The organism is Bradyrhizobium sp. USDA 4541 (genome assembly GCF_024171085.1).
Classification (GTDB): Bacteria; Pseudomonadota; Alphaproteobacteria; order Rhizobiales; family Xanthobacteraceae; genus Bradyrhizobium; species Bradyrhizobium australafricanum.
This window is the reverse complement of record NZ_JALJZF010000001.1, coordinates 8,758,098-8,772,715: the sequence shown is the minus strand read 5'-3', so window position 1 is coordinate 8,772,715 and position 14,618 is coordinate 8,758,098. Positions and strand designations below refer to the sequence as shown.

Genomic DNA, 14,618 nt, shown 5'->3' with positions numbered 1-14,618 from the left:
GATGCAACGATCAGGCCCTGGTCAAGCGGCCAGAGAAGGAGATTTGCGTGCGGCGCTGGCATCTGTAAGGTCCGCAGCAAAGGATGTCGATACGCGTGCTGTGCGGGGACGGATCACGCGGGCGATCGGCACGTTACTTCATGCCGTATTACCAGGGGCCCGTGTCGGAGAACTTTGCCTGTTGCAGGATCACGCATCCGGATGGGCGCTTGAGGCCGAAGTCATCGGTTTGTTGCCGGATGGGGTTCTGCTGACGCCTATCGGCGATATGGTAGGCCTGTCACACCGCGCGGAAGTGGTCCCGACCGGGCGCATGCAGGAAGTGTCAGTCGGGCCCGGCCTGCTCGGTCGCGTGATCGACAGCTTCGGCCGTCCACTCGACGGCAAGGGGCCCATAAAGACGGTCCACACTTGTCCGCTCCGCGGCAGGGCACCCAACCCGATGAAACGGCGTAGCATCGAGCAGCCATTTCCTCTCGGCGTTCGCGTGTTGGATGGGCTTCTGACGTGTGGCGAAGGTCAGCGGATCGGAATCTATGGGGATGCTGGGTGCGGTAAGTCGACGCTGATGTCGCAAATTGTAAAAGGGGCGGCCGCTGATGTCACCGTAGTTGCACTCATAGGAGAGCGCGGCCGAGAGGTGCGTGAATTCATTGAACGTCATATTGGAGATGCCATTGCGCGCACGATCGTTGTCGTTGAGACATCCGATCGATCCGCAATGGAGCGGGCGCAGTGCGCTCATATGGCGACCGCACTCGCGGAGTATTTTCGGGATCAAGGACTGCAGGTCGTGCTAATGATGGATTCGCTGACGCGCTTTAGCCGCGCGATGCGCGAAATCGGCCTCGCCGCGGGAGAACCTCCGACCCGACGCGGTTTTCCTCCTTCCGTTTTTGCGCTGCTGCCCGGTCTGTTGGAACGTGCCGGTATGGGAGAGCGGGGCTCCATCACGGCATTCTATACAGTGCTTGTCGAAGGTGACGGCACGGGCGATCCGATTGCCGAAGAGTCGCGCGGCATTCTTGATGGTCATATCATTCTTTCGCGCGCGCTGGCTTCGCGCGAGCATTTTCCCGCCATCGATGTGCTGTCGAGCCGAAGTCGTGTCATGGATGCGGTCGCCTCCGCGCCACATCGCAAGGCGGCCTCCGTCTTCCGCGATCTGCTCTCGCGCTACAATGAAGCTGAGTTTCTGATCAAGGTCGGTGAATACAAGCCCGGCAGCGACCCACTGACTGATCGGGCAATTGATTCAATCGAGGAACTGCGCGCATTCTTGCGCCAGGGACAGGACGAGCCGTCCAGCTTTGAGGAGACCGTTTCATGGATGTCGCGTCTCACGGCCTGAATCCCGTGCAAGCGTCGAAATTGCGGCTGGTGAAAGACATGAGGGAGCGAAGCGCGCTTCGTGAATTGTCGAACATGGAAGCCAAGCGCCGAATTGCAGCCGACGCGCTGCAGCGGGCGTCTGAGGGTCTTGAAGCCGCGCAGAAGCATCGCGCCAAGGTCGAAGCTGAACTTTATCGGGAACTGGCGGCGCTCGGCACAACGTCCGTGACCGAGCTCGATCGACGGTGTCAACTCGTCATTGGGCGACTGGCAGCAGAGATCGAATCGGCGCGTCGGGCGCTTGAGCAGGCACGCATGGCGCATGAGGAGGCACAGCGGGCTGTGAGTGAGGCGCGGGCAGTATGGGCCGGGCGTTCGGCGGCGAGCCAGAAATGGCAAGAGATCGAGGGCAATGTCCAGCGCGCGAGCGCCGTCCGTTCGGAGTCTGCGGCCGAAATCGACGCCGACGATGAGGTTTTGCTCCGATATCAGGGTGGTTCGCGCAGCCAGACGATCGGCGGGGCGTTCTAATGCTGGTTCTGTTATGACGTCGCGAACTGCGCCTGTGCAACCTGTCGGTAAGCGCCGTGGCTGAACCCGCACTATTTCAGCCAGCGGTGAAGCTGGCGCATGAAGTGGTCTCGTGGGCCAACGAGATTGCCGCACGGCGTACCATCTTGCAGAGCCGCCATGGCGACAAGATACTATCCATCCGTGTGAGCCGGCTTGTCTGGCAGGCAGAGCCATATGACATGTCGATGCTCGACTGCGTATTTGGCGCCGGCGGCGAGACAGCTGTTTTGTCCTTGCCTCGTCTTCTCGTCGAGACACTGATTTCAACGGTCCAGCAGGGCCTTACGTTACCTTCCGACCCAACCCGCTCGCTCGTTCTCGAGCTCGCACTGGAACCCTGGATCGCTGGACTAGAGAACGTGCTCGCATCGAATGTGCAGTTGATCCGCATCGAAGACGCAACGGCCAAAGACCCCTATCTGGAGCTCGATGTCGCCATCGGAGCGCTGGCGGGAAAGGCCCGCCTGTTCTTGTTCGCACCGCTTGACGGTCTGATTCCTTCTGCGTTTCGCTTGTTAGGCGAATTGATTGGCCAATTACCGCGAGAGCAAGGCAAGATTTCGTCGGAATTGCCGGTCGTGATTACGACAGAGATCGGCTCGCTGCGGGCGCCTGTCAGACTACTTCGCCAAGCACAGCCCGGCGACGCACTGCTGCCCGACGTCATTCCCTTTGCCCATAGCCAGCTGATCCTCACGGCGGACAGGTTGTGGGCGCCGGCGCAGGCCGTGGACGACAGACTTGTCCTTCGCGGACCATTCCGCCTGCAGCCCCATCCTCTAAGGTATGTAGATATGACGATACGCCCCCAAACGGAACAAGCAATCCCGCCCTCGGAAGCCGACATCGACAGTGTTGAGATCACGCTTGTGTTCGAATGCGGCCGCTGGCCTATCCCCCTGGGTACGTTGAGAAGCATCAACGAGGGACACGTGTTCGAACTTGGGCGGCCCCTGGACGGTCCAGTCGATATTGTAGCCAACGGTCAATTGATCGGCCGGGGCGACATCGTGCGCATCGGTGAGGCGCTTGGGATCCGGTTACGTAGCAGGTTGGCAGTCAATGGTTGACATTCAACCGAGTATCCTTGCGCTTCTTGCGGCGACGGTCGGCCTTGGCCTGCTGGCGTTCGCAGTAGTCACGACGACTGCCTTCATAAAGGTCTCTGTCGTTCTCTTCCTGGTTCGCAACGCGCTCGGGACTCAGTCCATACCACCGAATATCGTTCTGTATGGCGCTGCATTGATTCTTACCGTGTTCATAGGCGCTCCAGTGTTCGAGCAGACCTACAACCGCGTGACCGATCCGCAACTTCGCTACCAAACCGCCGACGACTGGTTGACCGCCGCCAAGGAGGGCAGCGAGCCGCTGCGCGCCCACCTCAAAAAGTTCACCACTGAGGAGCAGCGCACGTTCTTCCTGTCATCGACGGAACATATCTGGTCGGACGAGATGCGCAGCAACGCAACAGCCGATGATTTGGCAATTCTCGTGCCGTCGTTTTTGATCTCGGAACTTAAGCGTGCATTTGAGATCGGCTTCCTTCTCTACCTTCCGTTCATCACGATCGACCTGATCGTGACGACAATTCTGATGGCCATGGGCATGTCAATGGTGTCACCAACAATGATATCTGTTCCTTTCAAGCTCTTTCTGTTCGTCACAATCGACGGCTGGTCGCGGCTCATGCACGGATTGGTGTTAAGCTACGCAACCCCCGGAGGTTGAGATGGACGAAGCCAGCATCCTCACCCACCTGAGCCGATCACTTGTCCTGTTCATGATCTGGGTTCTGCCGCCGCTCCTGGCAGCCCTCGTGGCCGGACTGGGTATCGGCATCGTGCAGGCAGCAACCCAGCTCCAGGATCAAACCTTGCCACTGACAGTGAAGCTCCTCGTCGTCGTCGCGGTGCTCGTTCTGTTTGCCCCGGTGCTGAGCGCGCCACTGATCGAGCAAGCACAGCACATCTTCACCGATTTCCCGGCGCTCACAGCGAGGTATTAGTGCGGGGAACGCAAGGCGGACGAAGCCTACAGCTATGGCGTCGCGTTTGTCTGTCCTCTTTCTGAACCATGGAAGAGGCGAGTTTCGTCAGCTTACCGAAAGCTCGCCTCATTAGCATGGGACAGATAGATATCCGGACTGTCCTGTTCGGCTCGATCGGCCTTCGGAGGAGGAATGACCTCATCTGATATTGTCATCCACTCAATTCAAGTCTGGCTTACGATGAAATGACCTGCGGTGAGGCCTGGTCCTCGATGCATAACCTGACGAGTTGTTAACTAGGTGGATAGGCGAACCGATTTGATCTCAAGTGGACGCAGGGTTTTGACGATCTGATGGATCAAAGCCGCGATGAAGCGCCGGCCGAGACCGATCGCCGCGAACTGTTGAATTGATGCAAGCTCCGAAGCTCTAGGTCACCAGAACCGCCCTGCGGCCGGTGACAGCCGAAGGAGCTTGGCTTGCTGGCCTGGTAGCGGCGCTATTCGGCGGGTCCTATCATTGAAATGGTCATACCTTATTGGTGGACAGCCGGCTGCGGAGAGTTGAAGCGCAAGTGAGTGACCCTAGTGCTCGGTATGTCAATCTGCAACCGCTAGGACACGAGGTAGATGACCAGCAGAGTTCTTGTCGACTCGCATCATGGCGAGGCGCACGGGCGATTAGATTGGCTTGAAGCGAGCGGTGAGCTGAGCTCAAATGGATGCGTTGTCACCCACCGAGACGCAAAGTCTGGTTCAGACTGCCGTCGAATTCGTCGTTGCGGCTGGACTTGGCACTGCCCGTGCGCTTGGTATTATGCTGGTTCATCCTGTATTCACGCGGCCGCACATTAGCGGGATGATCCGCGCAAGCGCGACGGTTGTGATTGGATTGCCTTGCTTGATGCAAATCAAGAGCGGCTTGCAGACGCTGGATCCCGGCACCCGTATGATTGCGGTCGCGCTCCTTGGTGTGAAGGAGATATTTATCGGCCTATTGTTCGGCTTTCTGCTCAGCATACCACTTTGGAGCATCCAAGCCGTTGGTGACATCATTGATACCCAGCGCGGCATCTCCAGTCAGGTAGACGATCCTGCGACACGCAGTCAAACCTCCGCAATGGGGCTTTTTCTCGGAACTGCGGCGGTTACGATCTTCGTTGTATCGGGGGGCCTGCAGACAATGATCAGATGCCTTTACGGAAGTTATCTGATCTGGCCCGTGTATCGACTGCTACCGCCCCTGACCCAGCAGGGGGCAATGGAATTTATCAAGCTGCTCGACCATATCATGCATACGACCCTCGTGGTCGCCGGGCCCGTGCTGGCTCTGCTGCTTCTGATTGACGTATCCCTCATGCTGCTCGGGCGCTTTGCGCCGCAAATCAAGCTGAACGATCTCTCACCGACTATCAAGAATGCCGCCTTTGGCATCATCATGGTGAGCTACGCCGTCTTCCTGATCGAATATATGGGAGCCGAGATCGGTCAGTTCGACGGTGTGCTGGAGTGGCTCGAGAAGTTCTTGAAATGAACGACACAAGTGAAGAGAAAAAGCTTCCACCAAGTCACAAGAAGCTGAGGGACGCGCGTAAGAAAGGGCAGAGCCCGCGCAGCGCCGACTTTGTGACCGCGGCAAGCCTTTGCGCTGGTTTCGGCTGCCTGTACTTCAGGGCGGGCCCGATCGTAGACGCATGGCGCGAAGCCGTGCGGCTCATCGACAAGCTGCAGGGCCAGCCGTTCAACAGCGCGGTCCGGCAGGCGTTGGTCGGACTGATGGACCTTTCTATGGCAGCCGTAGCTCCCATCCTGGGTGCGGCGTTGATTGCGGCCATCTTGGCCGGCGTCTTGGCCGGCGGCGGGTTGACGATTTCCGTCGAGCCGCTGAAACCTAGCTTTGAGAAATTGGATCCGGTCAAAGGGCTGAAGCGGATTGTCTCCCAGCGCTCGCTTGTCGAGCTTGGAAAGTCCCTCGTCAAAGTATTGGTTCTGGGTGCCACGTTCGTCTTCACTGTGCTCGCAGGTTGGAGAGCGCTGGTCTATTTGCCGGTGTGCGATTTAAGCTGCCTTGGTTTTGTATTTAACGAGTTGAAAGTACTGATAGCGATTGCTGCCGGCGCCTTTCTGATTGGTGGGCTGGCCGATCTGCTCATTCAGCGTTGGTTATTCCTGCGCGACATGCGCATGACGCAGAGCGAGGCCAAGCGCGAGTCCAAGGAACAGGATGGTAATCCGCATATCAAGGGTGAACACCGCAGGCTCCGTCGCGAGTCGGCGAACGAGTCTCCGCTGGGAATCCACCGGGCAACCTTAATACTGAGTGGGCCGGCGGCGGTGATTGGGCTGCGCTACGTTCGGGGCGAGACAGGCGTCCCGGTGCTGGTGTGCCGCGGTGAAGGCGAGGTGGCGTCACAGTTACTGGCGCAGGCGCGGGCCCAGCGTCTGAGCATTGTCGAGGATCATGTGTTGGCGCGTCAACTGATCCGTAAAGGTGCGATGGGCAAGGCCGTTCCGATGGATTGTTTCGAGAGGGTCGCAAAGGCGGTGTTTGCCGCCGGCCTTGTATAGCGTCGATACGCTCAGACCTACCGGCAAAGACCCTATTGTCGCAGAACCTGGTACAAGCTGCGCGATCCAAAAACAACGGCCGAGCAAAGACAGGATGCCAGGAGCCTCGTCCGCTCATCGCAAGACTGATATGGAAACCAGAGTGCCCAGCGTCGTTCGTCCTGCCCGGATGTTGCGAGCCGCTTATTGGGTTTCTGGCGCACTCCTGTTTCGGATTCCATCCTCCAAATTGCTGCGATTGCCCGTCGCCGCGGTCCCACGAGCTGTGATGGGAAGCACTGCACGATCACCGCTGGTCGGCATGACGGCGCCATTGCCTAGCAGGTCGCCAGGATCGTTGACCATGACTGCGAGGTTATTGCGGACTGAGCAGCCAAGCGTTGGATCGAATGAATTGTCGCCTAGAGAAGGGCCGGTGACAGCGAGCGGCGGACAGACGGCAGGATGTGCTTCGTAGGTAATTGCCTCGATCCGGACCCCGAAATGCGCGCGTTGATCGATGGGAGAGGCGGACAGGCGGATATTGTAGGGGGCAATGCCCATCGCGCGCGCCTCATGGGCAACCTGCGCTACGAGCCGCGGTGAGCCGGCGACGTCGAGTTGGAGTGCATCGCGCCGGCCGCGGCTGGCATTGGCAATGAAATCCCGCAGGCTGTACCTCTCGTTGCGACGAAGATTTTGAAGCAGCAGGACACTGGTCCTCTGCTCCACCCGGGCCGCTTGTCCAGCCGATCCGGAAGAAATCGCAGCACTATTTGCACATCCGCCAAGGGCCGCCGCAACTGCGATCAAAAGACATAGGTGTCGCAAGGTCATTGGCAGTCCTCATTCAATGATAAAGCCGGCACCGAAGGTCGCACCCGATCTGGCCGTGGCGGGCGCCGCCTCGCGGCCCTTCGATGAACCAGCCAGCGTATTGGTCAGGGTGCGCCCTGCGTCCGAAGGCGGTCCGATGCGATCAGTTGGAGCGCTCATCTTGCCCGGGCCAGATCCCGGTCGGACGATGTAGGGAGTGACAATGATGACCAGTTCGGTCTCCTGCTTCTGAAATGAAGAGGAGCGAAACAGCACACCAAGGATCGGAACGTCTCCTAACCAAGGAAAAGTGCCGATGTCGGTACTGAAATTGCGCCTGATGAGCCCCCCAATGGCGAAGCTTTGACCGCTGGCAAGCTCGACGACAGTACTGGCACGACGCGTGGAGAGACCGGGCACCGATATTCCGTTGACGCTGACCTCGCCTTCTTTCGACAGTTCGCTGACTTCAGGCTTCACATGGATATTAATCTGATTATTGCTGAGGACGGTCGGGACGAACTCCAGGCTGATTCCGAATTGTCGGAATTGGACCGAGACTTGCCGGTTGTCCTGCATCACCGGAATTGGAAATTCGCCACCGGCCAGAAAACTTGCGGATTCCCCGGACATGGCGGTCAGGTTCGGTTCAGCCAGGATCGAGGCGAGGTGCTCGCTGGCGAGTGCGTCGAGAACAGCGCTCAGGTTGGTATTGCCAGCGCTGTACCCGATGCCGATCGTGCCGCCGCCGCGGGCCGGCCCGGAACCGCCACTTTTTCCGGTGACAAGGAAAGCGCCGTTCGGACCGGAAGCCGTGAAGTTGATATTGAGGTCCTTGACGGCACTGCGGGAGACTTCTGCCACCCGCACACTCAGATTCACCTGCAGCGAACCTGCCACCTGGATCTTGTTGACGACCAGCGCACCCGGACCGAGAAACTGCTCGGTCACCTTCCTGGCCGTCTCGACGATATCGGCGTTGGGAGCCGTACCGCCAAGGATTGCGCCGCGTGGGGTATAGCTGACCTGGATCGGATAATCGCCGATCTCAGCCTTCAGCGTGGCACGCAGGTCCTCGATCGGCTGGGTGACAACGACGCGCAGCTCGGCGAGAGCCTCGCCGTTCTCGTTCAAAGCGAACAGGCTGGTTCGTCCGGATTTTTTGCCGAATACGAATATCGTGCTGCTCGATGGCGCCTGGTAATCGGCGATCGCCGGGTCGGCAACAAAAATGCTCGCTGCCGGCGCGTTCAGATGAACCGTCTTGCCCTGTGAGGAGGTGAGGTTGAGCGTGCCGGTGGTGCTGCCAGGCGCCGCACGTGGCGGCTCTCCTTTGCCGTCCCGTTTTGTCTCGGCTGCGCCAGCAAGTGGAAATAGCAGAGCAAGTCCGCACAGGACGTAGCACAAGCGGGGCAGGACGGCAGAGCGTTGCGAGATGATGGCCATCGGCGGCAGATTGGCGCCGGCAGCATTCTTGACGACCTTCAAGGGATTGTTGCTTTCAAGTTAGATTGCTAGGCAGCCGATGCTGCGCCGACGAGTTCAAGGGTGTAGCCGACCCCGCGCGCGGTCTTGATCCTGAGCGTCGCACCGGCCTGGTTCAAATGCGCGCGTAAGCGATAGATCCCGACTTCCAGCGCATTGGTCGAGACCTCGTCGTCAAACGCATACAAGCTATCTTCCAGCGATGTGCGCGGCACGGTGCGGCCGGCGCGGTTGAGCAGATGTTCGAGAATGCAGACTTCGCGTCGCGCAATTCTCAGTATCCGGCCGCCAACCGAGACTTGCCTTGCGATCGGGTCGAAATGCAGATTGCCGAATGTCACCACCGGCGCCGTCATTTGCGTTGACCGTCGCAGAATGGCTCGCATGCGGGCGATGAGTTCGTCGATAGACACGGGCTTGGGCAGGAAATCATCCGCACCTGCATTGAAAGTTGCAATTCGGCGGCTGAGATCATTGAGACTACTCATCATCATCGCCGGCATTGAGCGTCCTTCGCGCCGCAACTGCTTCAGCCATTCAAGTCCGTCTCCGTCGGGCAAGACAGATTCGAGCAGAACCATGTGGTAGTTCGCGCATTCCAGCGCGGCCGACGCCTCATCCAGTGTGCGCGTCACATCAACGGCGAAGCCGCAATCCAAGAGCGCTTCCTTCACGGCGCGGCCAAAGTCCGCATGATGATCAACCAGGAGAATTCGCATTCATTGCCTCTCGTCCATCCTCTGCAGGACTTGAGCGTGTCACGGTTGACCATGAGGCTCGGTGGATCCGAGAGGCGGCCGCTTTGACGTGAATTCGAAAAGTCGGAAATGCCAGGGTTGAGCATAATGACAGGCGATCAATGTCTGCCGGTCTACCGTTATCGGACAGGCGACCTGCCGCGCATCGCGTCCGCCGGCGACACCGTTCAAAAGATCCTGTATGTCGGCAACAGCTCTGCGATTTCCAACAAGGTTGAAAGCCTTGGCAGCGCGCTGATGCATCTGTGGGCCGAGACCGCCTGCGGGAACGATTGCGCCAAACCGCACGAGCGAAACGAAATCGCAGGCGAAAGCGGCTGAATTGTCCGAACAGACTAGCGAAGCTGACATTTGGAAACTCCCCAATTCGTCTTAATCCGCGGTCAGTTCCTGCTAGGGCTTGAGCCCGTACTGTCGTCAAGCCACGACGATGCAAGTGTTCCCGCGCTTTTAAGACGGTTCACGCGATCTGCATCTAGCCGATTGCTGGAAAGGCCGAGACGCATGACAAAAGATCAATACGTCTATCGGCCTGATAGACATCCTCTCGCTGGTCGGTGATTGCCACGCGAGATGCCAAGCGTCCCGAAGTTTGGACGCGCCGAAGTTCTCCCACGCCGCCGCGGCGCGAATGCTGCGAACGAAGAACGGGTCGAGTCCGGTGTTGTCATCGCGCATCGCCCGAAGTGCTTACGTAGGCACCGTGTCGTCACACAGGATGAACGGCGAATGAATGATTTGATCTCCAACTCGGTGCGTGACCGGCATGAGCAAAATTGCGACTGCCCCCGTTCTTCTCGCTCGCTGGGTCCTGCCCTGGCTACGCGTGGGGCGCTTCGTCCTCTGCTGTGCGCAGAGGCGATGCACGATGTGCGCTCCGAAGAGAAGCCATCGAGTAGCTTAACCAGGCGGAGCCACCGAGCATTGAGTTTTTGAGACGATCGCATTTCTTGCTACCTGTCGGGAATAGTTCACGCGAGCGGATTCTGTCGCGAGACTGTCGGAAATCCTACAATCTGACGCTAGGTGAGATTCAAGTGCCTTCGATGCTTGTGGCGGTGCCATCAAACTCGAAAGTCTTGTGAGCTAATGGTGACACAGTTTGGACTGGACCATCGACCTTCGCGTGGCGGTCTGTCTCGCGCTGTCCGGGTCGTGACCATTTCGCCGTCCGATCAAGCTTGGCGTCAGAGCCATGGATGTGCACGAAGAGTCAGTCGTTCGTGCCAGGCTTTGAGCAAAGCCAGGGCGTCACGATCGGACGATCGACGGATACGCCACATGCGTGGCAATTTTGCGGGAAGACCGGGGCGGGTATGCGTTCACGTGACGGTCATGGGCTAACAGCCGAGATGCGGACGAGCGATCGCGCGAACCAATTTGACCATCAAGAGATTGAGAAGAGAATCGATTGCCAGACGTCATTTTTGAATGCTGCCTCCATAGATCGCGGTCGACTATGAGACGTTTAGCCGTCCCCAGCAAAATCGATTGTTTTGATGGAACGCATCCAGGTGACGGATCGGACCGGCTACAACAGTACGCTTGCCGGAGACGAGTGAATAGCTGATGCGATCGCGGCCAAAGTGTTGATCGCCCATTCAATGTCAGGTCGAGCTAGCTAAAGGGGCGATGCTTCGCGTTCAGCGGCTTACCTCATCACGCCTCCGGCCACGCGTGATGTCCACTAACAAATAGATGCCGTGCGATGTCAGAACGCAGCCAAGATACCAGGATGCCCGAACGGCCGGCTCCTCCCGACCGTCGAAATGCGACTTTCCCTCTCGGAACCCTCAACCGGCTGTTGCGCATTGCGTAGAGGGCTGCCCCGGTCGATCGGCGAGTTGATCAGACGTCGGTCACGCCATGCCCTATGCTCAAATTGTAACGCGTGAGATGTGTCGTGCTCCAGGTCTACCTTGAGGTGGTTGTCTCGGCCATGAACCCAAACGAACCTGCCAAATGGCGCGGTCGACAGGGATTGGCTTCGCTTGCGGTTCGGTAACTCTCCAAAATGCCGCCCAGGAACAGGCGTTCAGTCTCTCGGGTTGGAGTTCTGCCGAGTGAGCACATCAAATCGACGTCGCCGTCGACGTGGTCCGGATCTTCGGCATTCATTCCAAGACCGATGCTGCACAGCACGTCGTCAGGCGTCCTGACCGCCGACTTCGGTACCGTGTAGGTGTGCAGCGCGTCCGCATGGTTGGCGATCGCTCTTGCCCAAGGGTCGCGCGAAACGGCTAGTGTTTCCGGATCCTCGACCAACGATACGAAGGCAGATGTCGTTGTCTGGCCGCGCATATGCCAGCCAGCTTGGCGCGCCCGGTCCAGAGGATAGCGCTCTAGCGGGTATCCAACGGAAGAGTGATCCCGAGCCGTGTTACGGACATGCGATATTGCGCTTGTGTTTTCTTCCTTGCGCGGCTTGCAATCGCTGTTCTGATTCTGAAAGCGCCGCAGTGTGACATATGACGAGCCCGCCACGTCCTCGAATACGCGGTCCCGATCGACGGGAGGTGCGGTCGCCGGTGACCAACGTGCCGATTGCTGCTCGGCAAGGTTGATCTCGTTCCGCAGCGCTTCAAGAGTGGCACCTGTCAGCGTTGCGGCAAGTTGGGCGCGCGCGCTGACAAATGATGTGGCTGGATAGCAAACGGCTTCCGGGGCCGCCTGGTTCGACGCAGACGACGACGTGCTGGTTGCCGAGCTTGCCACTGACGAGACTGAATCCGACCTTGGCAAAACCGAATCCTGGTCATTGAGGTTCAGGTCATACAGCTGCTGCTCAAAGCTTGCTAGATCTTCGGAACTGTGTGCGGGTGCGCTGGTCTGGGCGCTAAGCTCGTCTGATTGCCTGTCGATCCGGCTCGGCTGCTGCAGCACGTCGTGAACCTCGCATGGAGTGTCGGCGGCCTTCCGGGGATCAACATTCATTTGTGTCTCCATTCGGGTGCCGGCTATTGGCGCAGACTATTGCAGGCGCAGCTTTCGAGAAGCTGACGGACCAGGAAGGAAGCCATTTGCCTTGACCTTTGAGGGAGCCGGACGGATTTGGTCAGTGAGGCGATCGTCAGCCAGAAGGAAGGCACGCAAAACCAGGGATTCACAAGTCGGTGCTGTCTTGTGCTCTCTGTCGTTGCTATTTCGAATGGGCCGAGATCGGAGCTTGTTCGGACTGCCGCGCCAGGTTCGCTCCACCACCACCTCGTTGCGGGTACGCCGTCTGGGGCAGCGGTCCTTGCCCGCGTATCACATGGACAAGCTGGCGGATGCGACGGGCCGACGCGTTCTTTTCAAGTCGTTTGCTTACACAGATGTAAGAACGGTATCCTCTCGGCCGTCGGACCTGCAATGGACGAGCGCGACCGGTCACCGTTTTGTGGTTTCCAAGCGGCCGACGCTCGATCAAATCGTCTAGTCGATTTCGCGCGGGGGCGAGCCGCTTTAGCAAACCTGACCTACGAGGTTGTGACGTCGGAATAGCCGTCACAACCACTTGCGTCTAGTTGCGGCAAATTGTCTTTGTCGCAGGCGCGCTTGATGTCTCAAATCCGCCAATCGGCTTACACGACGTCTTGCAACGTACGATCTGTGGTACTTTTCGAGGGAGAAGAGCGTATGAAGTGTACTGGCAAAGGACTGGCCATCGTATTGTCCTTGCTTTCGACCGTAGGCGTGAGCACGATGGCGAGAGCCGATGAGCCTTCGCCGAAATACACCGAGGTGCTCCATGCCCTGCAGACCGGCAAGAATGTGAAGCTCGTACTGGACATGAGCCGCTGTACAGCCGCGGAGGGTGGCAAAGCTGCGTCGGCAACTCAGGCTGGTCTGGTCATCAATGCCTTCAGGGTGACCCTCCAGAACGGCATTAGCTTCGCCAATGCCCACCAAACGGTGGACAGCTCCGGACATGCCGTGACCGAGTACATCCGCCATAGCTTAAGCCGCGAAGGCAGGCTCACGGTGCGGGCCTCGAAGCTTGTCGTCGGGACCACCGAACTCGTGAACCAGGGCGAATTCATCTGCGAACTGCCGGATGGCGCTAAGTTCATCTGGTAAACGAAGCGAACAGCGCAGGGGGACGCGCTTCGAAACCTTGATCCTTTAACCGTGCAAACACCTTCGCATGTCATGACGGATGGTTTTGATCGTGAGAGACGGCCAGATTGTATCTGGCCGTCTTTTCCCGAGCCGCATCGAGTGCACGAACTTGCTGTCTCAAGGTACCGTATGATGGCCATCGATCCTCATTGAGCCTCAGTTGTCGGAAGATCGGCGGTTCCGGCTATCCTCATATTGTTCGGAGACGGGCCTGTCATTTGAACATTCCAGACGTTTCCAAAGTACGTCCGCATCTGATCCGCGATCCTGTGAGGTTTCAACCTGATCAAGCTGCTGGCCCGCGATGATGACGCTTACTCCTCAGCCGCCCGACAATGCGCTCGTATCATGCTTCCCGCGTCTTTTTGGTCCTTTCATCTGAGAGTTTCGTGCTTCCAAACGTGGTCACAGTGATTGAACCATCCCGCTTAAGATCGTGCCGCGACTACCGCGGTGCGTTTGTACGCCTTAAGCTTTCGTTTGGACGCAATTCTTGATTTTTCAGTTTTCCTTTTGGGGGTAACGATTCAGCGCAGACTTCCACGCTGAATCGTCATGCCAAGCCCACTGAGACCGGGGGCGCACGCAGGGACGACGTTGCCGAGGGGATCACTCAGCCTGCACAAGCGCAGCGCGGAAGGCTGGGGAGACGGCCGCGGTGAGCACAGAGCCCTTGTGGGCGCCGGGGCGGAGCCGCGCGCGAGGGGCGTGAAGCCGGGATGGGAGACGGCGGCTCGGCGCGCGTAGCGCGTAGAGCTCAGTCGGCGAAACCGACGCGCCAACTCGATAGATAACTTATTCGATTGAGGCAACCACAACACGGCGCCGATCGACCTCCTCAAGAGTTGTGAGCCAGTCATCCCCGTTTTGGCGATGGAAGAAAGTAAAGACGTGATCTTCCTCGGAAAGGAACGATCTGTTTGTTAGAGTCGATCTCCGCACGCGATACGCTCATTAAGATGTCCAAAATTCGACGAATGAAAATTGTCCTAACTGGGTATCAGTGCATCTCTCTCGTAT

The 14,618-nt window shown here is 58.4% G+C and carries 13 protein-coding genes; 9 read left to right on the top strand and 4 right to left on the bottom strand.

What is annotated here, in order from left to right:
- Nucleotide 1: 1 nt before the first annotated feature.
- The 7 genes from sctN to J2R80_RS41405 all read left to right on the top strand — a co-directional run bounded on the left by sctN (nucleotide 2) and on the right by J2R80_RS41405 (nucleotide 6,459).
- On the top strand, nucleotides 2-1,351 hold the full coding sequence (gene sctN, locus J2R80_RS41435; protein WP_253641093.1) for a type III secretion system ATPase SctN: 1,350 nt from the start codon (nucleotides 2-4) through the stop codon (nucleotides 1,349-1,351).
- Nucleotides 1,327-1,863, top strand: a complete 537-nt coding sequence (locus J2R80_RS41430) for a hypothetical protein (protein WP_253640794.1) — start codon at nucleotides 1,327-1,329, stop codon at nucleotides 1,861-1,863. The genes sctN and J2R80_RS41430 overlap by 25 nt, the downstream gene beginning before the upstream one ends.
- A gap of 56 nt (nucleotides 1,864-1,919) precedes the next feature.
- Nucleotides 1,920-2,975, top strand: coding sequence for a type III secretion system cytoplasmic ring protein SctQ (sctQ, locus tag J2R80_RS41425; protein ID WP_253640793.1), 1,056 nt, complete (start codon nucleotides 1,920-1,922; stop codon nucleotides 2,973-2,975).
- The gene (sctR, locus tag J2R80_RS41420; protein WP_253640792.1) at nucleotides 2,968-3,633 is read left to right on the top strand and encodes a type III secretion system export apparatus subunit SctR; all 666 of its coding nucleotides are present in this window, start codon (nucleotides 2,968-2,970) and stop codon (nucleotides 3,631-3,633) included. The genes sctQ and sctR overlap by 8 nt, the downstream gene beginning before the upstream one ends.
- Before the next feature lies 1 nt (nucleotide 3,634).
- Nucleotides 3,635-3,910, top strand: coding sequence for an EscS/YscS/HrcS family type III secretion system export apparatus protein (locus tag J2R80_RS41415; protein WP_253640791.1), 276 nt, complete (start codon nucleotides 3,635-3,637; stop codon nucleotides 3,908-3,910).
- A gap of 699 nt (nucleotides 3,911-4,609) precedes the next feature.
- On the top strand, nucleotides 4,610-5,425 hold the full coding sequence (gene sctT / locus J2R80_RS41410; protein WP_253640790.1) for a type III secretion system export apparatus subunit SctT: 816 nt from the start codon (nucleotides 4,610-4,612) through the stop codon (nucleotides 5,423-5,425).
- On the top strand, nucleotides 5,422-6,459 hold the full coding sequence (locus tag J2R80_RS41405; RefSeq protein WP_253640789.1) for an EscU/YscU/HrcU family type III secretion system export apparatus switch protein: 1,038 nt from the start codon (nucleotides 5,422-5,424) through the stop codon (nucleotides 6,457-6,459). The genes sctT and J2R80_RS41405 overlap by 4 nt, the downstream gene beginning before the upstream one ends.
- A 183-nt stretch (nucleotides 6,460-6,642) precedes the next feature.
- Here the strand turns inward: J2R80_RS41405 and J2R80_RS41400 are convergent, their stop codons facing one another.
- Genes J2R80_RS41400 through J2R80_RS41390 form a run of 3 tightly spaced genes read right to left on the bottom strand, consistent with a single transcriptional unit; the run spans nucleotide 6,643 to nucleotide 9,458 of the window.
- Nucleotides 6,643-7,275, bottom strand: coding sequence for a CpaD family pilus assembly lipoprotein (locus J2R80_RS41400; protein WP_253640788.1), 633 nt, complete (start codon nucleotides 7,273-7,275; stop codon nucleotides 6,643-6,645).
- 9 nt (nucleotides 7,276-7,284) lie between these two features.
- The gene (locus tag J2R80_RS41395) at nucleotides 7,285-8,742 is read right to left on the bottom strand and encodes a type II and III secretion system protein family protein (RefSeq protein ID WP_253640787.1); all 1,458 of its coding nucleotides are present in this window, start codon (nucleotides 8,740-8,742) and stop codon (nucleotides 7,285-7,287) included.
- 26 nt (nucleotides 8,743-8,768) lie between these two features.
- Complete coding sequence (locus J2R80_RS41390) at nucleotides 8,769-9,458, bottom strand: response regulator transcription factor (RefSeq protein ID WP_076828281.1); 690 nt, start codon at nucleotides 9,456-9,458, stop codon at nucleotides 8,769-8,771.
- 126 nt (nucleotides 9,459-9,584) lie between these two features.
- Between J2R80_RS41390 and J2R80_RS41385 the strand changes: the two genes are divergently transcribed.
- Nucleotides 9,585-9,818: a hypothetical protein gene (locus J2R80_RS41385; protein WP_253640786.1), complete on the top strand. Its 234-nt coding sequence runs from the start codon at nucleotides 9,585-9,587 to the stop codon at nucleotides 9,816-9,818.
- Nucleotides 9,819-11,411: 1,593 nt separating this feature from the next.
- Here J2R80_RS41385 and J2R80_RS41380 read toward each other — a convergent pair.
- Entirely contained in the window at nucleotides 11,412-12,431 is a 1,020-nt protein-coding gene (locus tag J2R80_RS41380; RefSeq protein WP_253640785.1) for a hypothetical protein, read from the bottom strand.
- A gap of 684 nt (nucleotides 12,432-13,115) precedes the next feature.
- Between J2R80_RS41380 and J2R80_RS41375 the strand changes: the two genes are divergently transcribed.
- On the top strand, nucleotides 13,116-13,556 hold the full coding sequence (locus tag J2R80_RS41375) for a VirK family protein (RefSeq protein ID WP_253640784.1): 441 nt from the start codon (nucleotides 13,116-13,118) through the stop codon (nucleotides 13,554-13,556).
- Nucleotides 13,557-14,618: the final 1,062 nt, after the last annotated feature.